17 protein-coding genes are annotated in these 19,126 nt (G+C 55.9%); 7 read left to right on the top strand and 10 right to left on the bottom strand.

Translation table 11 applies throughout. From position 1 onward, the window contains the following. Positions 1-4: 4 nt before the first annotated feature. The 4 genes from LIS66_RS18830 to LIS66_RS18815 are packed head-to-tail and all read right to left on the bottom strand — an operon-like array spanning position 5 to position 2,756. Positions 5-634 (bottom strand): acetyltransferase, encoded by a 630-nt coding sequence (locus LIS66_RS18830; protein ID WP_042607926.1) that lies wholly within the window; start codon positions 632-634, stop codon positions 5-7. Continuing rightward, positions 631-1,170, bottom strand: coding sequence for a hypothetical protein (locus tag LIS66_RS18825; protein WP_227972801.1), 540 nt, complete (start codon positions 1,168-1,170; stop codon positions 631-633). Before LIS66_RS18825 ends, LIS66_RS18830 begins: the two co-directional genes overlap by 4 nt. Positions 1,171-1,175: 5 nt before the next feature. Further along, on the bottom strand, positions 1,176-1,919 hold the full coding sequence (locus tag LIS66_RS18820) for an ABC transporter ATP-binding protein (RefSeq protein WP_039760008.1): 744 nt from the start codon (positions 1,917-1,919) through the stop codon (positions 1,176-1,178). A gap of 12 nt (positions 1,920-1,931) precedes the next feature. Next, positions 1,932-2,756 (bottom strand): ABC transporter permease, encoded by an 825-nt coding sequence (locus LIS66_RS18815; RefSeq protein ID WP_227972800.1) that lies wholly within the window; start codon positions 2,754-2,756, stop codon positions 1,932-1,934. Positions 2,757-3,111: 355 nt separating this feature from the next. On the opposite strand from LIS66_RS18815, the gene gmd reads away from it, so the two are divergent. From gmd to LIS66_RS18795, 4 genes are read left to right on the top strand one after another with little or no spacing between them, the layout of a single operon-like run. Continuing rightward, positions 3,112-4,143 carry a GDP-mannose 4,6-dehydratase gene (gene gmd / locus LIS66_RS18810; RefSeq protein ID WP_039760002.1) on the top strand — a complete coding sequence of 344 codons (1,032 nt, stop codon included), beginning with the start codon at positions 3,112-3,114 and terminating at the stop codon, positions 4,141-4,143. Next, a complete protein-coding gene (locus tag LIS66_RS18805) occupies positions 4,143-5,039 on the top strand; it encodes a GDP-mannose 4,6-dehydratase (RefSeq protein WP_064361513.1) in 897 nt (298 codons plus the stop codon). Before gmd ends, LIS66_RS18805 begins: the two co-directional genes overlap by 1 nt. Continuing rightward, on the top strand, positions 5,040-6,185 hold the full coding sequence (locus LIS66_RS18800; RefSeq protein WP_227972799.1) for a glycosyltransferase family 4 protein: 1,146 nt from the start codon (positions 5,040-5,042) through the stop codon (positions 6,183-6,185). Continuing rightward, positions 6,182-7,300 carry a glycosyltransferase family 4 protein gene (locus LIS66_RS18795; RefSeq protein ID WP_322746232.1) on the top strand — a complete coding sequence of 373 codons (1,119 nt, stop codon included), beginning with the start codon at positions 6,182-6,184 and terminating at the stop codon, positions 7,298-7,300. Before LIS66_RS18800 ends, LIS66_RS18795 begins: the two co-directional genes overlap by 4 nt. Before the next feature lie 116 nt (positions 7,301-7,416). Here LIS66_RS18795 and LIS66_RS18790 read toward each other — a convergent pair whose 3' ends face one another. The 6 genes from LIS66_RS18790 to LIS66_RS18755 form a co-directional block, all read right to left on the bottom strand. Then, entirely contained in the window at positions 7,417-8,844 is a 1,428-nt protein-coding gene (locus LIS66_RS18790; RefSeq protein WP_227972798.1) for a hypothetical protein, read from the bottom strand. 106 nt (positions 8,845-8,950) lie between these two features. Next, complete coding sequence (locus LIS66_RS18785; protein ID WP_227972797.1) at positions 8,951-11,146, bottom strand: hypothetical protein; 2,196 nt, start codon at positions 11,144-11,146, stop codon at positions 8,951-8,953. 10 nt (positions 11,147-11,156) lie between these two features. Then, positions 11,157-11,567 (bottom strand): GtrA family protein, encoded by a 411-nt coding sequence (locus LIS66_RS18780; protein ID WP_223259132.1) that lies wholly within the window; start codon positions 11,565-11,567, stop codon positions 11,157-11,159. Then, positions 11,564-12,520, bottom strand: coding sequence for a WxcM-like domain-containing protein (locus tag LIS66_RS27815; RefSeq protein WP_290127601.1), 957 nt, complete (start codon positions 12,518-12,520; stop codon positions 11,564-11,566). The genes LIS66_RS18780 and LIS66_RS27815 overlap by 4 nt, the downstream gene beginning before the upstream one ends. Beyond that, the gene (locus LIS66_RS18760; protein ID WP_042607920.1) at positions 12,513-13,457 is read right to left on the bottom strand and encodes a glycosyltransferase family 2 protein; all 945 of its coding nucleotides are present in this window, start codon (positions 13,455-13,457) and stop codon (positions 12,513-12,515) included. Before LIS66_RS18760 ends, LIS66_RS27815 begins: the two co-directional genes overlap by 8 nt. Then, positions 13,454-14,551 carry a DegT/DnrJ/EryC1/StrS family aminotransferase gene (locus tag LIS66_RS18755; RefSeq protein ID WP_227972796.1) on the bottom strand — a complete coding sequence of 366 codons (1,098 nt, stop codon included), beginning with the start codon at positions 14,549-14,551 and terminating at the stop codon, positions 13,454-13,456. Before LIS66_RS18755 ends, LIS66_RS18760 begins: the two co-directional genes overlap by 4 nt. Positions 14,552-14,932: 381 nt before the next feature. Between LIS66_RS18755 and LIS66_RS18750 the strand changes: the two genes are divergently transcribed. From LIS66_RS18750 to LIS66_RS18740, 3 genes are all read left to right on the top strand, one after another. Continuing rightward, complete coding sequence (locus LIS66_RS18750; RefSeq protein ID WP_227972795.1) at positions 14,933-15,904, top strand: UDP-glucose 4-epimerase family protein; 972 nt, start codon at positions 14,933-14,935, stop codon at positions 15,902-15,904. Next, a complete protein-coding gene (locus tag LIS66_RS18745) occupies positions 15,901-16,932 on the top strand; it encodes an MraY family glycosyltransferase (protein WP_227972794.1) in 1,032 nt (343 codons plus the stop codon). Before LIS66_RS18750 ends, LIS66_RS18745 begins: the two co-directional genes overlap by 4 nt. Positions 16,933-17,028: 96 nt before the next feature. Further along, the gene (locus LIS66_RS18740) at positions 17,029-19,023 is read left to right on the top strand and encodes a polysaccharide biosynthesis protein (RefSeq protein ID WP_227974534.1); all 1,995 of its coding nucleotides are present in this window, start codon (positions 17,029-17,031) and stop codon (positions 19,021-19,023) included. Positions 19,024-19,126 lie beyond the last annotated feature (103 nt).

Genomic DNA, 19,126 nt, shown 5'->3' with positions numbered 1-19,126 from the left:
TCCTTCAAATTTTGTGTAGAGCTTTGGCTGGCACGCCTACGACTGTGGTTGCCGACCCGATGTTCGAAATGACGACGCTGCCGGCACCTACCATCACCGACTCACCAATATGAACCTCGGGGATGATTTTGCTGCCGACACCGATAAAGCTGAAATTGCCCACATGCACATTGCCCGCCAGCGCGCATTGCGGAGCGACATGGACCGCCTCGCCAATCACGCAATCGTGATCGATAGTGGCGCCGGTATTGACGATGCACAGATCCGAAATCTTCGCCTCGGCATTGATAACGGCGCCAGCCATGACGGCAATTCCCCTCCCCAAGGTAGCTGAAGGCGATACCACTGCTGCCGGACTGATCGCATTGACCAGGCCAAACCCCAGTTGGGTCGCCTTCGCGGCCAGCTTGTTTCGCACTGAATTGGACCCGATCGCGATGAACGCCTTTTCGTAGCCGTCCTTGCGAAGCGCGGCGAGGTGTTCGTCATTCTTAAGTACGGGAACCCCCAGGCAGGTATCCGGACTGTCCGGATTACCTACGCAGTAAGCGACGCTATCGCCTTGGGCGCGCAGCAATTCGATACACACCTTGGCGTGCCCACCGGCACCGACGACGATCACTTCACTTTTCATGCACCTTCACCTCTGGCTTGTCGAGGAGCGGCCGCGGCGTCGTCCTGAAGCGAATCGACAGCCGCTTGACGGTCGGCACCCGGACATTTCTGTTCGATACGGTCCAGTTGTTGTTGCAGGCTTTCCAGCGAGTGCTGGCCGGAAAAGATTTTTTGCGACAGTCGGGTCTGGATCTTCGCCGAGTTCGCCAGGCGCTGGAATTCGAGAACAATCTGCTGGTGCTGCTGGTACTGAATCTTCTGCAGTTTGGTGAACTCTTCCAGCATCTCCTGGCGGAGAGTGGAGGTGAAGTAGTTGCGCAGGCGGAACAATAGCGGACGGGTGACCGGTCGGGCCGCTCTGACAAGGCGATGCGCAATACGCACAAGCGCCTGCTTCGTATAGTGGCGTACGATCAGTTTCATGCCTGGCTTGGTCGCTACGACCTCCGCCGGGACATCACCGCCCGTTTCAATGATGTTCTTGGCGTGCAGGCGGCTGGAGGCCAGCGTGAAAGCCACCTGTATATCCACGCCGTTGCGCTTAATGCTGTTCATCTGCCTCAAGCTCCGAAATAAGCCGCGGTGACCGTCGCCGGGTCGCCATCCATTTTTATTTTCCCGTGCTCCAGCCACAGCACTCGATTGCAGGTGTGCATGACGAGTTCGCGCGAGTGGCTGGCAATCACCAGGATATTGGTCGATTTCACCAGCTCGTTCATGCGGATTTCGGCTTTGTGCTTGAAGCCTTCATCGCCCACCGAAAGCCATTCGTCCATCAACAGGATTTCCGGTTTTATCGTCGTCGAAACTGCAAACGCCAGACGCAAGTGCATCCCTGACGAATACGTACGGATCGGCATGTCGACGAAATCCCCAAGCTCCGAGAACTCGATGATCTCGTCGAGCTTTTCAGCGATCTCCGACTTGGTCATGCCAAGAATGCCGCCGCGCAGGAAAATGTTTTCCCGGCCGGTCGCCTCCGGATCCGTACCCAGTGATATGTCGATCAACGAGCCGATTTCTCCCTTGATCACGGCGGTGCCGGAGGAAGGTTCGTACACGCTGCTGAGCAAGCGCAGCAGCGTGCTCTTGCCGGCGCCGTTGTGTCCAAGGAGACCGACCCGATCCCCGTCGCGAAGTGTGAACGTCAGGTCTTCGAGAGCTCTGACAATCACTCGACCCTGTTGATCCGCACCTAACTGACCGCCGGTAGCCACTTGCATCAGACGCTTTTTCAGCGAGCGCCCGTTCGCGTTATAGATCGGAAAATCTACACAGACATTTTTGAATTCGATCAAGGACATTAGTCGTTCTTCTCAGAGCCAGTATGCGATGCGGCGCTTGTAACGGCCATAAACCACGAGCGCGAAAGCCCAGCCGACGACGGCCATGCCCAGGGAAACCCACCAGTTGGTGGCGGTTGGCAACTGCCCGATCAGCGGTGATCGAACCACCGACATGACATGGTAGGCCGGGTTGAGATCGAGCAGGTACAGACCTGCCCGTTGCGGCAGCAAGCTTGGCATCCACATGATTGGCGTGAGGTAAAACACGACTTGCAACAAACTTCCGACAATCTGGGGCAGATCACGATAGCGCGCACACAGAATGCCCAGCAGAAGGGCGATCCAGGTCAAGTTGAGCAGTGCCAGGAAAAAACCCGGAATGCTGATCAGGGCCAGCCACGTCAGCGGCTTGCCGACGGCCAGCAGTACCAGTGGAAAGATCACGATGTTGTGACCCAGAATCAGGATGTTGCGCCAGATCATGCGCATGATGTGGGCAAACAGGGGGATCGGTAGTTGCTTGATGATGCCTTCGGCGGCAATGAAGCCGGTGCAGCCTTCGGTGATCACCGTGGACATGAAACTCCAGAGAATCATGCCGATAGCGAGAAAGGGCAGGAATTCCTGAATCGGAGAATTGAAAATCTGACCGAAAACCACGCCGATCGTGGCGATCATGACACCCATGCTGATGGTCAGCCAGAACGGTCCGAGTGCCGACCTTCTATAGCGCTGTCGAACGTCCTGCCAGCCTAGCATCCCTACTAAAGCGTACCGTCTCGTCGCGGCGATGATGTCCGACACGGCGATACTTACTGAACCATTGCGCATTAATAGCACCAGATTGTTGATCAAAAAAACACGCCATTTTAGGCTTGGGTGCGGGGAGTGTCACTCTTTCTGAGTTATTTCTTTATTGCCTGTCGCACGCGCTGGGAGATTTCGATCGGTAGCAGCAACTTCTTGATTTATATATCCGTGTAGGCGTGGCAGGGATCGGGCAGAATGCAATCCTCGACATGCGGAGGAATGTCATGGGCTGCTGGCATAATGATCCTGTTACGCCTTGCGAACAGCTTTGGTATCGTCGTTCCGAGCCGCATTCTGTATGATCTGCAAGATTTCATGGCTCTTCCACTTAGAGCTCAATGGGCGCACATGACACAACGGAGCCTGGCAAAGGCTCTCTAATGGAGTTTAGAGGATTCGCATGAAAGCTATCGTTACCGGCATTACTGGGCAAGACGGCGCCTATCTGGCGGAACTGCTGCTGGAAAAGGGTTATACGGTGTACGGCACCTACCGTCGAACCAGTTCTGTCAACTTCTGGCGCATTGAGGAGCTTGGTATTGAAAAGCATCCCAATCTGCATCTGGTCGAGTACGACCTGACCGATCTTTCGGCCAGCATCCGTCTGCTTCAGACCACTGAAGCGACTGAGGTTTACAACCTCGCAGCCCAGAGTTTCGTTGGCGTGTCATTCGATCAGCCTCTGACTACCGGTGACATTACCGGCATGGGTTGTGTGAACCTTCTGGAAGCGATCCGGATCGTCAATCCGAAAGTGCGTTTCTACCAGGCGTCGACTTCCGAGATGTTCGGCAAGGTGCAGGCGATTCCCCAGATCGAGAGCACACCTTTCTACCCGCGCAGTCCTTATGGCGTTGCCAAACTGTACGCGCACTGGATGACCATCAACTACCGCGAGTCCTACAACATCTTTGCCACCAGCGGCATTTTGTTCAACCACGAGTCGCCACTGCGCGGACGCGAGTTCGTTACCCGCAAGATCACCGACTCCGTGGCGAAGATCAAGCTGGGCCTGCTCGACAAGATGGAACTCGGCAATCTGGACGCCAAGCGTGACTGGGGCTTTGCCAAAGAGTACGTCGAAGGTATGTGGCGCATGCTGCAGGCAGACGAGCCGGATACTTTTGTACTCGCGACCAACCGTACCGAAACCGTGCGTGATTTTGTCACCATGGCCTTCAAGGCTGTCGGGATCGATCTGGCCTGGAGCGGTGCGGCTGAAGACGAGAAGGGCACAGACCTGGCAACTGGCAAGGTGTTGGTCACGATCAATCCGAAATTCTACCGTCCTACCGAAGTCGAGCTGTTGATCGGCAACCCTGCCAAAGCCAAAGCGGCGCTGGGCTGGGAGCCAAAAACCACGCTTGAAGAGCTGTGCCGCATGATGGTCGAAGCGGATCTGCGTCGAAATGAGAAAGGGTTTTCGTTCTGATGAGTATTGCCGGTAAACGCGCGTTGATCACAGGTATTCAAGGTTTCACCGGGCGGTACATGGCTGCTGAGCTGAAAGCCGGTGGCTATGAAGTGATAGGGATGGGTACACAGCCGTCGGATGAACCTGGCTATTATCAGGTTGATCTGGCCGACGGTCCTGCCTTGCGCGAGTTACTGGCAACTATTCAACCCGACGTGGTAATTCATCTGGCCGCACTCGCCTTTGTGGCCCACGGTGCGGCCGATACCTTTTACCGCGTCAATCTCATCGGCACCCGTCACCTGCTTGAAGCCGTCGCAGCCTGTGGCAAGGTGCCGGACTGCGTGCTGCTGGCAAGCAGTGCCAATGTCTATGGCAATGCTTCGGCGGGTTTGCTCAGCGAAACCACACCGCCAGCACCGGCCAACGATTACGCAGTCAGCAAACTGGCCATGGAATACATGGCCAGTCTTTGGCATAACCGCTTGCCGATAGTGGTGACACGTCCTTTCAATTACACCGGTGTCGGCCAGGCCGAGAGCTTTCTGCTGCCGAAGATCGTCGCTCATTTCCGCCAGCGTGCGGACAAGATCGAGCTGGGCAACCTTGATGTATCTCGCGACTTCAGTGATGTGCGTGCAGTGGTCAAGGCTTATCGCGGTTTGATCGAGGCGCGGCCTGTTGGCCAGACGGTCAATGTGAGTTCGGGAAAAAGTCATTCCCTGCGTGAAGTGATCGACATGTGTTCGGCTATCACGGGGCATCAGCTTGCAGTCGAAGTGAACCCGGCGTTCGTCCGAGCCAACGAAGTCAAAATCCTGTGCGGCGACAATACCCGTCTTTGCGAGCTGGTCCAGGGCTGGGACACGCCAAGGCTGGAAGAAACTCTGAGCTGGATGCTTGCGGCGGAATAAATGAAGCTAGTTCTTTCAGTTGAGCCGATCCGCTTTCCGCTGACTGGCATCGGCCGCTATACCTATGAACTTGCGCTGAGACTTCAGCAAAGTCCTGAAATTACCGACCTGCAATTTTTTGCCGGTCGACATTTTCTGCCTGAACTTCCCACAGCTGCCAATGAGTCAGGCAGTGGCTACGGCTTAAAGCGTGCGGTGCAGAAGAACTTCCTGGCAGTAGAAGCTTATCGGCTATTGATGCCGATGTTGCGAAAGGCTGCCCTGAAAGGTCACGGGGATTTTCTCTACCACAGTCCCAATTATTATCTGCCGCCTTTTGCCGGGCGCAGCGTGGCGACGTTTCACGACCTGTCGCCCTTCACCTGGGCGCATTGTCACGCGCCGCAGTTAGTCCGTTACCTGCAAAAAGAGCTGAAAACCACACTGGTCAGGGCTGATGCCCTGATCACTGATTCGGAATTCACGCGACAGGAACTGGCCAGCTATTTTTCCTGGCCCATCGAACGAATCCATACTGTGCCGCTGGCCAGCTCTCCGGAGTTCTTTCCTCGCGCGCCGCACGAGCTTCGCGATGTGCTTGCACGCCATGGCTTGAAGCCCGATGGCTATACGCTTTTTGTCGGTACGATCGAGCCACGCAAGAACATCGAGACCTTACTCGCCGCCTATGGTCGATTGCCGCTTGCATTGCGAACCCGTTGGCCGTTGATCCTTACCGGGTATCACGGCTGGCGCAACGACGCGATTCACGAGAAGCTCGAAAGCGCCAGGCGAGAAGGCTGGGCGCACTATCTCGGATTCGTCCCCAGCGCAGACTTGCCCCTGCTGTTTGCCGGTGCACGTCTGTTCGCGTTTCCGTCGCTTTATGAAGGTTTCGGTCTACCGGTTCTGGAAGCCATGAGCTCCGGGGTGCCGGTGGTCTGCTCCAATAGTTCATCGCTGCCTGAGGTGGCGGGTGATGCTGCGCTGATGTGCGCCGCGCTGGACGTCGAAGCGCTGACCGGTCTTATCGAGCGCGGGCTGACCGATCAGTGTTGGCGCGATGCCGCTGTCATCAAGGGAATGAAGCACGCTCAAGGCTTTTCCTGGGAGCGTTGCGCTCGAGAAACGCTGCAGGTCTACCAAAAGGTTATCGACGCCAAATGATCAAGGTTCTGCACTTCTTCAAAACCTATTACCCGGAAACGATGGGTGGGATCGAGCAGGTCATTTTCCAGATAGCCCAAGGTGGCGCGGAACACGGGTTTTCCTCCGAAGTGCTGTACCTCAGTGAACGGGGCGCTGCTCGTAATGAAACAGTGGGTAACCACCTGACCCATCGCTCCAGGCTGGATATGCATGTTGCCTCGACGGGATTCTCTCTGTCCGCGTTCAAGGATTTTTCGCAATTGGCCAAACAGGCTGACGTGGTGCATTACCACTTCCCATGGCCTTATATGGACCTGGTCCATTTTGCGACTCGGCATGGCAAACCCTCGGTACTCAGTTATCACTCCGATATCGTCAAGCAAAAGACACTGCTCAAGTTGTATCAGCCACTGATGAACCGCTTTCTCTCGAGCGTGGATTGTATCGTGGCGTCTTCACCTAACTACGCGCAAAGCAGTCCGGTGCTGTCACGGTTCCGCGACAAGGTCGAAATCATTCCTTATGGGTTGGACAGGGCTACCTATCCGGTCGTCCCCGAAACCAGGCTTGATTTCTGGCGGAGCAGGGTGGGGTCGAAGTTCTTCCTGTTCGTCGGTGCCTTGCGATATTACAAGGGGCTCGATTACCTGCTGGATGCGGCAAAGATCAGCGGACTGCCAGTAGTGATCCTCGGGGGTGGGCATCAGGAGTCCGAACTAAAAGAGCAGGCTGGGCGGCTCGGCCTTGCCAATGTGCATTTCCTGGGAGGGTTGGATGATGAGGACAAGGCTGCGCTGTTGACGCTGTGTTATGCCTTTGTGTTTCCATCACACTTGCGTTCGGAGTCATTTGGCATCTCGCTGCTTGAGGCGGCGATGTATGGCAAACCGCTCATTTCCTGTGAAATCGGTTCGGGTACGACCTTCATCAACATTGCTGGTGAGACTGGTCTTGTGGTTCCGCCTCGAGACTCCGGTGCCCTTGCCAGCGCAATGTTGACGTTGTCGAACGCACCTGAGCGCGCTCAGGCCTTCGGTGAGAATGCGCAGCGTCGATACTCTGAGGTGTTTTCTGCGCAATCCATGGTTTCAGCGTACGCGGCAATCTATCGGCGCTTGCTGCGAAAGCCCTGAGGTCCGAGAGCTTCGCACAAGCGTCGTAGAATCTTCCGTACAGCCATCGTGAGCGCGTCGGCTCAATCTGCATGTAAGGGCGTCTCGCGCGGCGCCCTTACACTGACATCCGATTCTCAATTCAGCTGAAATACCGGGTTGGATATCGCAGCTTTTGCAATCATGAACGCAATAGGTACGGCGACCACAAACAAAATGCCCAAGGGAATCAGGACTTTTGCCGAAGTCGCTCGTGCGCACTGTTTTGAAACTCCGAACGCAATCGCACAGTAAGCCATCACATGCAGAGGCAAGAAAAACCTGGTCTCAATGGCGCCCGGAAGAATTGCGAATACTGGCAGCACAATAACCGCCAGCCAGCCAATGCGATATAGGCCCTGCGCCGGTTTGTCCGATTTTCGAATCACTAAAAGGAATAAGCAGATCAGTCCAAAAAAAGCGGTTGCGATACTGGTCGCCGAACGAACGTCATTTTCCTTGGAACGAACCTTTGTGTAGGTGTCATAGTCGCGAACATCCAGCCCGTTCACAAAATGCTTGGTGTATATCTTGAGGAATGAAACCGGTTCCGAGAGGAGCAGTTGGAAGTACCACGGTAGTGTTGGAACAGTACCTTTAAACTTTAATTCTTCAGTCAATCGCACACCTATCGGATCGAGATAGAAGATAGGAAAGATTGCGCCGGTCTCTGTGTCGTGGCCTGTTTCATAACGCTGCAGGGTAATCCCCCATTTCAGCTGACTTGCAAAAAGTGAAGCGTCGTTGACGCTCGCGACAACCAGCGGGGTTGCAGAGTCCAGGTGCTTTTTGTTTATCAAAGACTGAGGAATGGCTGCGATCGCCGAGCCGATAACGAAGAATGCCAATAACAGCATTTTTTTACGCAGGCATTGATTCTTAAGGGCGAGCAGGGGAATAGCCGGCAGCAAGGCAATGAGAGTGAACAGATAAATCGTTCGAGTATTGTATGCCCCGTATGCCAGTACCCCTGCCACGATCATCAGGACGATTGCTGTTGCAACACTCTTTTGCTCGCTTGCTTTGAGAATCAGGGCCAGCGCGCCAATGATCAGGCAGAAAGCGGGAAGGTCGCTAAGTGTGTAAGCAATCAGCGGCGGGAAGAAAATGGCTACCAGCGCGGGAACCAACAGGCGGCGCGGCAGAGTGACTTTGCCCCCGATGACCTTGCTGAACACGTATGGAAGCGAAATGCACAGTGAGTAGGAGAAGGCCAGTGCCTGGATCAAATGGACAGCCAGATATCCCGTTGCAGGATAAGCGTCGAAGAATATCCTCGCTGGCGAGAGCAGCAATGGATAAAAGTAACCGCGCAAAGATTTTGGAAATGAAAAATCCCAGACTTTTGAGCTCAGGTCCCAATAGTTATAGGCATCACCCAGGAATGTCTGTGGGTTGATGTAAAGCTGGGCCATGAACATCAGTAGCGTGGCCAATATGAAGGCGACGAATTTCTCGCTTAGTCTGAAGGTATACATTGCCGATTGCTCTGACGGGGTGCGGGTATCGATTTTCATCGCATCCATGTTGTTGCTCCGTTTTCAACGAAGAGTGTGCTGGCTCGACGTGAAATAAATTCCGATAAACCCCGCATCTGCATTTTTGACTCGGCAAGGATGCGGGGCTGCAGGGTTATTCAGGTACGATCTTGACCCAGTCCAGCCGGGCAGAGTAACCGTAGTAATCATGGTTCGGGACCGTCTCGAACTCGAGTACATTGCGTCCCGTTTTCAAAAGTTTAGGGTCCACTGATCCAGTGAACTTTCCAACCTCGCTCCATTCAACAGGAATCTCTGCGCCGTTGATTCTGAACTTCATGTTGCTGCGGCTCGCCTCGTTCGGGAACGCGTCGAAAAAACCGCTCAGTACGTAAGGCGCGTTTTTCGGCTCGATATCGAAGTAAAGTGACGCTTGCGGTGCATTCATCCAGGCGGTAGCAATGTGATTGAACCGGCGAGGTTCCCAATCTGCGTCGCGCCATCCAGAGCCAGCCGTAGGAAGGTCGAGATTCCACCAGTTGCCAAAGCCCCAGGAGTATTCATCTTTGGCCAATTGGTCGCGAAATTTGAAAAAATCAAACCACGGTTTGGTTTCGGTAATTCCACGGTAGCGCAGGCTGGTCGGCGTATCGCCCGATTCCAGCTCCGTGCGGTAGGATGCCGATAAACCATTTTCCGCGTTCGGCTTTCTGTCCCCGACTACCACCGTGACCACTTTCGACTTGGAGAGCTTTATGCTCGGGGTAGCGGGTGCCAACTCCATGCCTGGGCCAGTAACAGGCGATGGAAAGTTGAATGTCCAGTCATCTTTGCCCTCTTCGCAAGTGCCCTTGCGTTGTACCGAAGGTGTTGGAGCTTGCCATTCGCGACTAGGCATATAGCAAACCTGAATGTCGTTGACGGGTTTGCCATAAATGTAAGTAAGAACGTTTGCCAGATCAGGATTCAAGAACATCCAGACATGATTGAGCTGATTGTTGTAGTCGAGTATCAACAGGGTCTTATCAGCTGCGTTGCCGTCGAAATTTTGAACAATGTCCCTGAGCGCGAGCTGTTGTTGCCTGGAAATTTCAATGTAATGGTGAAACTGGAACAGCTGGAAGGCGAGGCCAGTGAAGATGAGCGCGGCGAATCCTGCCGAGGTCAGTGCTTTGGATGCTTTGCTCAAAGCCCAGAGCATTGAGACTGCGAACAGGACGGCGCCCGGTGTGGCGAATAAAAAGGTCCGTTGGCTGATCGCCATATGCGGAGGCGAAAGCAGAAACGGAGCGTAGCCGATGCAAATAAGGGCGAGGCCGATCAAGGCGAGCCGGAAAACGATTGCGAGGTTGGCGCTTTTTTCTTCGAATGCGACGGGTTTTACTGATCTCTTCAAGAAGATATAAATCAATCCCAACAGTAGTGCAGTCGCAACTACCAGGTACCAATAACTGATTATCTCGATGCGGGTGATGCGCAGTGCATCGATCCAGCCGCCGAAGATACTGCGAAACAGGCCCACTTTGAACAGGTTGGGATAGTACGTCATCAGCGTCGTCAGTGCGCTGCCGCCAGCCAGCACGCTTTGATAGCTTTTTACCAGCGGCGCAGTATGAATGACATAAGCAATATACGTCAGGGCGCCGGAAACCCAGATCACGTAGTACAGGCAATTGTCTTTCAGATTCGAAAACAATCGCTTGAATCCCGTCTGTGCGAACGCGACCAGAAACGGAATTGCGACGAGCAGCAGGGAGGCTTCATACATTGCACTGGCACAAGCCAGCAGAAAGCCAGCAGCCAGGCTCAGGAGTGTCCCGCGGAGTTTGCTGTTCTGGTCAGTTGCTGCGAGCAGCAAGACGCTGCCAATCAATACCAGGCTCAATGCCCAATTGATGTGGATCGCCCGGAACGAGAGCTGCATCGTGTCAGCTGGATAAATGATGACCAGAATGCTGGCGAACATTCCCCATTTGATAGAGCCTGTCACCCGCGTGGTAAGCAAACTCAATGAGGCGCCTTTGATCGTCAGTGCAACCATCAGCAATATGTGCCAGAAATTGAAACTGTTCGGGTCGAGAAAATAAGCAACCGCGTGGGGAAATACCGTCAGTGGTCGCAAGGCATGAGCAGGCAAGGGGCTTGAAATGTCTGTTACGAAAAACAGCCCCGCTCTGCTGAAGAGGCCGATTACACCCCATTCCTCAATAAGCCCGGTCAGCAAAAATCCGAAGGGCAGCCATATGAACACAACGGTCAGCAGTGCCGGAGCCAAGTGGGCAAGCCATAGCATCGACCTGCTATAGGTATGAATAGGCATCGCAGGCAATGCCGGTTTCGTAGTTGTCATGGGGCGCCTGTTAATCCTTCGCGGGCTTGGTTTTATGAGTTGCCTTGAGAACGACTTTGTTTAGAAGGTAACTTGAGGGTAGGAGAAGCAATATGACCAGAATCGGTGCGACAGCCTTGTGCATATTCAAGTGCTCGACCAGCACATTGAGTAAAACTGCGCCGAGTACGTACTGCACGAGATAAATGCTCGGATAAACAAGCATGCCGATTACCGAGTGCTCGACCTTGAACACGACTTTCGAGTTGAAGAAGTAGGCAAAGACTATTCCGGCAACATAGGCGATCGCATAGGCTATCTGGTAGTTGATCACATAGCTGAGCAACAGATAGAGGCAGTAGGTTATTCCGGTATTGAGTCCGCCGCCGATCAGGAAGCTGATCCAGCGGCGAACTTGCGGATTGTCCTTCAGTGTAGTCACGGCGTTGTTTTTTTTGCGGTCAGCTTGGTGAACTCTGAATAATCACGGATGTAATCGTCAGCTTCGTAATAGTCCGAGGTGAACACCAGCAGTACCGCATCTTCGGAATATTTGTACTGGATGCCCCAAGTCAGTGGCGGCAGATAGATGCCTTTGTTCGGAGCGTCGAGCAACACTTCGGCACGGTTGGTACCGTCATCTACCACCACTGCGCAGCTGCCTTTGACGCAAATCAAAAACTGGTGGCACTTGTGGTGGGCATGCTCGCCGCGGGTCTTCTGGCTCGGGACATTGAACACGAGAAAATAACGCTTGGGGGTAAACGGGATTTCCTTGTGGAACTCACCCACGGAGAGGTCGCCGCGCATGTCCGCAATGTATTTGAAGCGGTGGGTGGTGACATCGCCGACGCCGATACGCACTACCGCATCATCCTGCTCCTGGGTTTTGACGGCAGGAGTCTTGGTTGCATCACTGGATGCGGAGTTTTCCACGTAGCCTGTTATACGGGCCGGAGAGCCGGTCACGATGGCGTACGGAGGTACGGATTTGGTAACGACCGCACCTGCACCCACCATTGCGCCGGTACCGATGGTGACGCCAGGCAGAATGACCGCGCCGCCACCAATCGAGGCGCCGTCCTGAATGACCGTCTGCGAAAACGACTCCGGATATACCTTCGAGCGTGGGAACTTGTCGTTGGTGAACGTGGCGTTCGGGCCGATGAATACGTCGGAGCCGATCCGCAAGCCGTCCCACACGTAGACACCGGACTTGATGGTGGTGCGATCACCGATCACCACGTCATTTTCAATCAGTGAGTGCGAGCAGACGTTGACGTCGTCACCGATCACCGCGTCCGGGAAGACCACAACGTATTGCCAGATGCGTGTGTTCTTGCCGATCTTCGAACTCTTTACATCGGCGCTGGCGTGGATGAACGGCTCAGTCATTGGAATGTTCCTTGTTGTCGAGTTTCATGCAGACAATGGCAAGCGGTCGCTGCTTGCTGTTTTCGTAGGCGCGCCAGGCATAGGTGCCCACGAGTCCCAGGCCGAGCAGATTGAGTGTGCCCAACAAGAGCACCACCAGCATGGTGGCGGCATACCCTGGCACCTCGATAGCTCCAGACAGCTTCGCAATGATCACCATGAAACCGATGAACAGCGAAATGAGCGAACCCATGGCGCCCATGCGTGTGAGCAGTCTGATCGGGTAATCGGTAAACGCGAACACACTGTCCATCATGTACTCGAGCTTCTTCTTGAAGGTCCACGCCGATTTGCCTTCCAGGCGTGTCTGCCGTTCGTATTCGATGAACTTGCGCCGAAAGCCGAGCCAGAAAATAAGCGCAATCAGCGACGAGCGCGACTCGTTCAACTGCAGCAGCTGCTCGCGAAACGCTTTGTTGCAGCCGAAGATGTCGACCCCTCCTGGCGGCATGTCGTGCACCACCAGGCGGCGATACAGGCCCCAGAAGATCGATGACGCCATCCGACTGGAAAACGGATCCTGGCGGGCGTTGCGCGTACCGATGGCGACGTCGCACTCATCGTTGGCAAGCGACCTGAAAAAGTTGATCAGGAGTTCTGGCGGCTCTTGCAGATCAGCGGCCATCACACCGAAATAATCACCCTTGGCAGCCATCAGGCCGGTGCGTATGGCGGGGAACGAACCGAAGTTGCGCGAGTGGGCCAGCAATTGTGCGGAAAAGCTCATTGCGCCCAAAGCCTGTTTGAGCAGCAGAAACGAATCGTCAGGGCTGCCGTCCACGACGAATACCACCTCGAGCTGGTTCTCGAGGGTGGTGTTCATGTCCGTCAGCGCCTGGATCAGCCGGGGGATGGAATCCGCGTTTTTATAGACCGGGACGATGACCGAATATCTCATGCAGCCCATCCATTGACCGCAGCGATGACGTTGCCGACTTCTGCATCGCTCATTTCCGGGTAGCAGGGCAGCGTCAGGATCAGCGATGCCAGTTGTTCGGTATTGGCCAGGCTCAGGCCGGCAAACTGCTCACCGAACACCGGTTGTTTGTAGTCGGGAATCGGATAGTGAACGTCGGAGGCGATCTGCGCCTGACGCAAGTGCTGCTGCAGGGCGTCGCGCTTCGGGGATTTGATCACATACAAATGGGCCACCGAGGCCAGGCCTGCATCCTGCGCATGACTGACCTCTGCGTGACGGATCTCGTTGCGGTAGCGCTGGGCAATTTCGCGACGGCGGGCATTGCCCTCATCGAGGTGCGGCAGGAACTCGGACAGGATGGCTGCCTGCATTTCATCCAGGCGGCTATTGCGGGCGCCCGCGAGCTCCACGCAGTACTTGGAGGACCAGCCGTACTGACGCAATTGCGCCACACGCTGGGCTATCGCAGCCGAATTGGTCACGACAGCGCCGCCGTCGCCCAGGGCGCCGAGATTCTTCGTAGGATAGAAGCTGAAACTGGAAGCGTCCCCGAAGGTACCCACCCGCTGACCATCGCGCTCGGCGCCATGAGCCTGGGCGCAATCTTCCAGCAGGGCAACCTTGTGCGCCGCGCAGTACGCGGCGATCGCCTTGATGTCCGGCACTGCCAGACCATACAGGTGGGTGACGACTACGGCTTTGGCCCCGGCTTCGATCGCCTGCTTGACGCTCGCCAATGTGACTACATGAGTGTCCAGGTCAACATCCATGAACAGCGGAGTGGCGCCGATGGCCAGTACCGATGTGGTGGTGTACATGCCGGCATTGGCCACTGTAGCGACCTGATCGCCATCAGCGACACCGAGTGCCTTGAGCGCCAGCTCGATGGCGTCGGTTCCATTGGCGACGCTGACGCAATGGCCAGCCTGCAGATACTCTGCGAATGCCGTTTCAAAGCGTTTGACTTCCGGTCCTAAAACCACCCACCCGCTGTCGACCACGCGCTGCACCGAAGCATTAATCTGCGACTTGAACTTGTCGATCTTCGCTGCGAGGTTGTTGATCTGTTGCATGGGTGCTCTCCATTTCGAAGCAAAAGGCGTCTGCTATCTTGATTTTGGCCGGTGTTAGCCGAGATTTGGCGTGATGACGGATCTGAAAATCCTGTAGCGGCGAGCGCTCTGATCACTTTTCCGCACGGATTCTATCCGTACCCTGAGTCCGCTCCAACAGCAAAGTGCAATTAGCGCCAGTGTCGGGCTATGCGGTAGATGCAGCTTGCAGGATTGCTGTCGCCACAGAAGTGGCTATGACGTCGACGATTCAATAAACTGCCCGCCTCAAGTCGATAGCCGATCCGATTTTCCTGGCGTCGCGCCACACGTGCGGTTCCGCCACTTGCAACAGCGTCGCTGCAGTGTGTTTGCAGCATCCATTTCTTCCAAGGGTCGCCCATGAGCACCAAGACATTTCTGGTAACGGGTGGCAACGGTTTCGTGGGCCGGGCATTGATCGGGCAATTGCTCGCGTCAGCGGACTGCCGTGTCGTGGCCCCTCTGCGCCGCGCCGAAACGGCTGTTGACCCTCGCATGCGTGCGATCCAGTGGTCCGGTCTTGGCAGCGGGCAGGATCTGTCGGAAGCGCTGCAGGGCGTCGATTGCGTCATTCATGCGGCAGCCCGGGTCCACGTCATGAACGAGGTGGCTGCTGATCCGCTGGCAGCGTTTCGTCAGGTCAATGTCCAAGGCACTCTGGATCTTGCCCGGCAAGCGGCGGCGGCCGGAGTGCGGCGTTTCATCTTCGTCAGTTCGATCAAGGTCAATGGCGAAGGTACTCCGCCGGGCCGGCCGTACTGCGCCGACGACGTACCTGCTCCGGTCGATCCGTACGGTATCTCGAAATACGAGGCGGAGCAGGTGTTGCAGGCGCTGGCGAAGGAGACTGGCATGGAAGTCGTGATCATTCGACCGGTGTTGGTTTACGGGCCTGGGGTCAAAGCCAATTTCCTCGACATGATGCGCTGGCTCGTTCGAGGCGTGCCGCTGCCATTCGGTACTGTCGACAATCGGCGCAGCCTGCTGGGGCTGGACAATCTGATCGACCTTTTGCTGACGTGCGTCGAGCACCCGGCCGCTGCAAACCAGGTATTCCTGGCCAGTGATGGTGAAGATGTGTCGACCACTCAACTGTTGCGCAGGCTTGGCATTGCGCTCGGCAGACCGGCCCGGTTGGTGCCGGTCCCTGTCGGCTTGATGAGCGGTGTGGCCAGGTTGCTGGGGCGTGAAGCCCTGTCGCAGAGAATCTTCGGTTCTCTGCAGGTCGACGTCAGCAAGAACCGCCAACTATTGAACTGGGTGCCTCCTGTGCCCCTTGATCGCGCCTTGAGCCTGACGGCGCAGCATTTTCTGGATACTCGCGAAATATGAATTACGGATGGTTCATCGCGATCATCGCGCTTTTCTCCCTCACGCTGACCTGGGCTTTGCGCCATTACGCACTGTCACGCAGCCTGATGGATATTCCCAACGCGCGAAGCTCGCATTCGGTGCCAACCCCGCGCGGGGGCGGGGTGGCGATTGTTCTGACATTCATAGTGGCGCTGGTTTATCTGCTGTGGCGGGATCTGATCGCGTTTGCGCCATTTCTGGCCATCGCCGGAGCGGGCACGCTGGTCGCCGTGGTTGGTTTCATGGACGACCATGGACACATCGCCGCACGCTGGCGCTTGTTAGGGCATTTTGCCGCGGCGATCTGGTTGCTCTGGTGGATGGGCGGACTGCCTGCCTTGCGGATTTGGGGCGTGCTGGTCGACCTGGGCGTTGTCGGTGATGTGCTGGCGGCCTTTTATCTGGTCTGGCTGCTCAACCTCTACAACTTCATGGATGGCATCGATGGTATCGCCAGTGTCGAAGCCATTTGCGTGTGCCTCGGCGCCTGTCTTCTTGGCTGGCTGGGTGGCTGGCCGCAGCTGATATGGGCCCCGTTGTTGCTCGCAGTTTGCGTCGGCGGTTTCCTGTTCTGGAATTTCCCGCCCGCGAGGATCTTCATGGGCGATGCCGGCAGCGGGTTTCTCGGTATCGTGCTGGGAGGCTTGTCGCTCCAGGCGGCAGGACAGAATGGCGAACTGCTGTGGGGCTGGTTGATTCTGCTCGGCGTATTCATTGTCGACGCGACGTTCACGCTGTTTCGGCGCCTGCTGCGCGGCGATAAAGTTTATGAGGCGCACCGCAGTCATGCCTATCAATATGCCTCTCGTCGGTTTGGCAGTCATCTGCCCGTCACTATTGCCGTTGCCGTGATCAATATGTTTTGGCTGTTGCCGATTGCCGTGGCCGTCATGCATTTCGGTCTGGACGGGAGCGTGGGCATTATTGTCGCCTATGCTCCTTTGCTGTGGCTGGCGATCAGGTATCGCGCCGGCGAACTGGAAAAGAGCTCGGAGATCCGCGGGTAGCAGTTCTGTCATTTGGGTTTACAGTGCAGGGCATGCCAGCAGTTTCGCAGAGGAATACAGCAGTTGAAGGGAGAAAACTGAGTGTTTGAAGAGTTGATGGACAAGGTTCGGGAACGGCTCGTCGCATTGCCGAGGCGACGCAAGCGCCTGATTCAGGTGGCAACGGACATCGTCCTGGTCTGGGCAGCCCTGTGGCTGGCGTTCATCGTGCGCCTGGGCATCGATGACATGTATAACCCGTTCAGGGTGCATGTCTGGCTGTTTGTCTGCGCACCCGTGGTCGCCATTCCCCTGTTCATCCGCTTCGGTATGTATCGGGCGGTCATGCGCTACTTCGGCAATGATGCCCTGATTGCCATCATCAAGGCCGTCAGTCTCTCTTCGTTGATCCTGGCCGTTGTCGTGTACTGGTACAGCAATCATGAGGCTGTGGTCCCGCGTTCGATCATTTTCAATTACTGGTGGTTGAGCCTGGTCATCATCGGCGGACTGCGCCTGTGCATGCGCCAGTACTTCATGGGCGACTGGTTCACTGCAGCACAGCACGTTCCCTTCACCAATCGTGACAACGGCCTGACCAAGGTCGCCATTTACGGCGCCGGCGTCGCCGGCAATCAGCTGGTTGCCGCGTTGCGCATGGGCAAGGTCATGCGCCCCGTGGCTTTCATCGACGATGATGCCAGTATCGCTGACCGTTCGATCTCGGGTCTGCATGTCTATAAACCCAAGCACATTCAGGAAATGATCGACGTCACCGGTGCGCAGGAAATCCTGCTGGCCCTGCCATCCTCCACCCGGGCCAGGCGGCGGGAAATCCTCAATCTGCTCGAGGGTTTTCCTCTGCATATCCGCAGCGTGCCAAATTTCACCGATCTGGCCAGTGGCAGGGTGAGAGTCGAGGATATTCAGGAAGTCGACATTGCTGACCTGTTGGGGCGCGATGCGGTGCCGGCGCAACCGGACCTGCTCCAGCGCTGCATCAAGGGCAAAGTGGTCATGGTGACCGGTGCCGGTGGGTCGATCGGATCCGAGCTGTGCCGGCAGATTTTTTCCTTGGGACCGACCACGCTACTGTTGTTCGATCACAGTGAATTCAATCTTTACAGCATTCTGTCCGAACTCGAGCAGCGCAGTTGCAGGGAGGCGGGAAAGGTCAGACTGCTGCCCATCCTCGGCTCCGTGCGCCATCCGCACAAGCTGCTGGACGTGATGAAAACCTGGCACGTCGACACTGTTTATCACGCCGCCGCTTACAAACATGTACCCATGGTCGAGCACAATATTGCCGAAGGTGTGCTGAACAACGTGATCGGCACCTTGAACACTGCGCAGGCCGCCCTGCAATCGGGTGTTGCCAATTTCGTGCTGATCTCGACCGACAAGGCTGTACGCCCGACCAATGTGATGGGCAGTACCAAACGCCTGGCCGAGCTGGTGCTGCAGGCGCTCAGTCACGAGATTGCTCCGGTACTGTTTGGCGACAAGTCCAACGTTTCAAGGGTCAACAAAACCCGCTTCACCATGGTTCGGTTCGGCAATGTATTGGGGTCGTCCGGCTCGGTGATCCCATTGTTCCACAGCCAAATCAAATCCGGCGGGCCGCTGACGGTTACCCATCCGAAAATCACCCGCTACTTCATGACCATTCCCGAGGCGGCGCAGTTGGTGATTCAGGCCGGCTCCATGGGGCAAGGTGGCGATGTATTCGTGCTGGACATGGGCGAGCCGGTGAGGATCGTCGAGCTCGCCGAGAAAATGATCCATCTCTCCGGTCTGAGTGTGCGCTCGGACCGCAATCCGCAAGGCGATATTTCCATCGAGTTCACCGGGCTGCGTCCCGGCGAAAAGCTCTACGAAGAGTTGTTGATCGGCGATAACGTCGCCGCCACCCCGCATCCGATGATCATGAGCGCCCATGAGGACCATCTGCCATGGGATGTACTGAAAGCGCGGCTAAGCGAACTGCTGTCAGCCGTTGATAGCGACAACTACACCCACGTCCGGCAGCTCCTGCGCGAAACCGTCAGCGGCTATACACCCGACGGCGACATCGTCGACTGGATCTACCAGCAACGCCGCCTCGAGCCTTGATTGTTTCACATTCTGTAACGCACGCATTTTTGACATCGCTCCAGCATGACCTACGTTTGGAGAGCAGCTTCGGAAAAGCTGCTTTCTAAAACGATGATGGAGC

It is taken from the genome of Pseudomonas sp. HN2 (genome assembly GCF_020736465.1).
Taxonomy (GTDB): domain Bacteria; phylum Pseudomonadota; class Gammaproteobacteria; order Pseudomonadales; family Pseudomonadaceae; genus Aquipseudomonas; species Aquipseudomonas moraviensis_A.
This window is presented reverse-complemented; position numbering and strand designations above follow the sequence as displayed.

What these genes read in the sequence shown, in the direction of transcription:
- LIS66_RS18760 (WP_042607920.1), bottom strand. Translation starts at nt 13,457, where the DNA reads ATGAGATATTCGGTCATCGTCCCGGTCTATAAAAACGCGGATTCCATC.
- LIS66_RS18785 (WP_227972797.1), bottom strand. Translation starts at nt 11,146, where the DNA reads ATGACAACTACGAAACCGGCATTGCCTGCGATGCCTATTCATACCTAT.
- LIS66_RS18805 (WP_064361513.1), top strand. Translation starts at nt 4,143, where the DNA reads ATGAGTATTGCCGGTAAACGCGCGTTGATCACAGGTATTCAAGGTTTC.
- LIS66_RS18740 (WP_227974534.1), top strand. Translation starts at nt 17,029, where the DNA reads ATGGACAAGGTTCGGGAACGGCTCGTCGCATTGCCGAGGCGACGCAAG.
- LIS66_RS18830 (WP_042607926.1), bottom strand. Translation starts at nt 634, where the DNA reads ATGAAAAGTGAAGTGATCGTCGTCGGTGCCGGTGGGCACGCCAAGGTG.
- LIS66_RS18800 (WP_227972799.1), top strand. Translation starts at nt 5,040, where the DNA reads ATGAAGCTAGTTCTTTCAGTTGAGCCGATCCGCTTTCCGCTGACTGGC.
- LIS66_RS18825 (WP_227972801.1), bottom strand. Translation starts at nt 1,170, where the DNA reads ATGAACAGCATTAAGCGCAACGGCGTGGATATACAGGTGGCTTTCACG.
- LIS66_RS18755 (WP_227972796.1), bottom strand. Translation starts at nt 14,551, where the DNA reads ATGCAACAGATCAACAACCTCGCAGCGAAGATCGACAAGTTCAAGTCG.
- LIS66_RS18795 (WP_322746232.1), top strand. Translation starts at nt 6,182, where the DNA reads ATGATCAAGGTTCTGCACTTCTTCAAAACCTATTACCCGGAAACGATG.
- gmd (WP_039760002.1), top strand. Translation starts at nt 3,112, where the DNA reads ATGAAAGCTATCGTTACCGGCATTACTGGGCAAGACGGCGCCTATCTG.
- LIS66_RS18750 (WP_227972795.1), top strand. Translation starts at nt 14,933, where the DNA reads ATGAGCACCAAGACATTTCTGGTAACGGGTGGCAACGGTTTCGTGGGC.
- LIS66_RS18790 (WP_227972798.1), bottom strand. Translation starts at nt 8,844, where the DNA reads ATGGATGCGATGAAAATCGATACCCGCACCCCGTCAGAGCAATCGGCA.
- LIS66_RS18745 (WP_227972794.1), top strand. Translation starts at nt 15,901, where the DNA reads ATGAATTACGGATGGTTCATCGCGATCATCGCGCTTTTCTCCCTCACG.
- LIS66_RS27815 (WP_290127601.1), bottom strand. Translation starts at nt 12,520, where the DNA reads ATGACTGAGCCGTTCATCCACGCCAGCGCCGATGTAAAGAGTTCGAAG.
- LIS66_RS18820 (WP_039760008.1), bottom strand. Translation starts at nt 1,919, where the DNA reads ATGTCCTTGATCGAATTCAAAAATGTCTGTGTAGATTTTCCGATCTAT.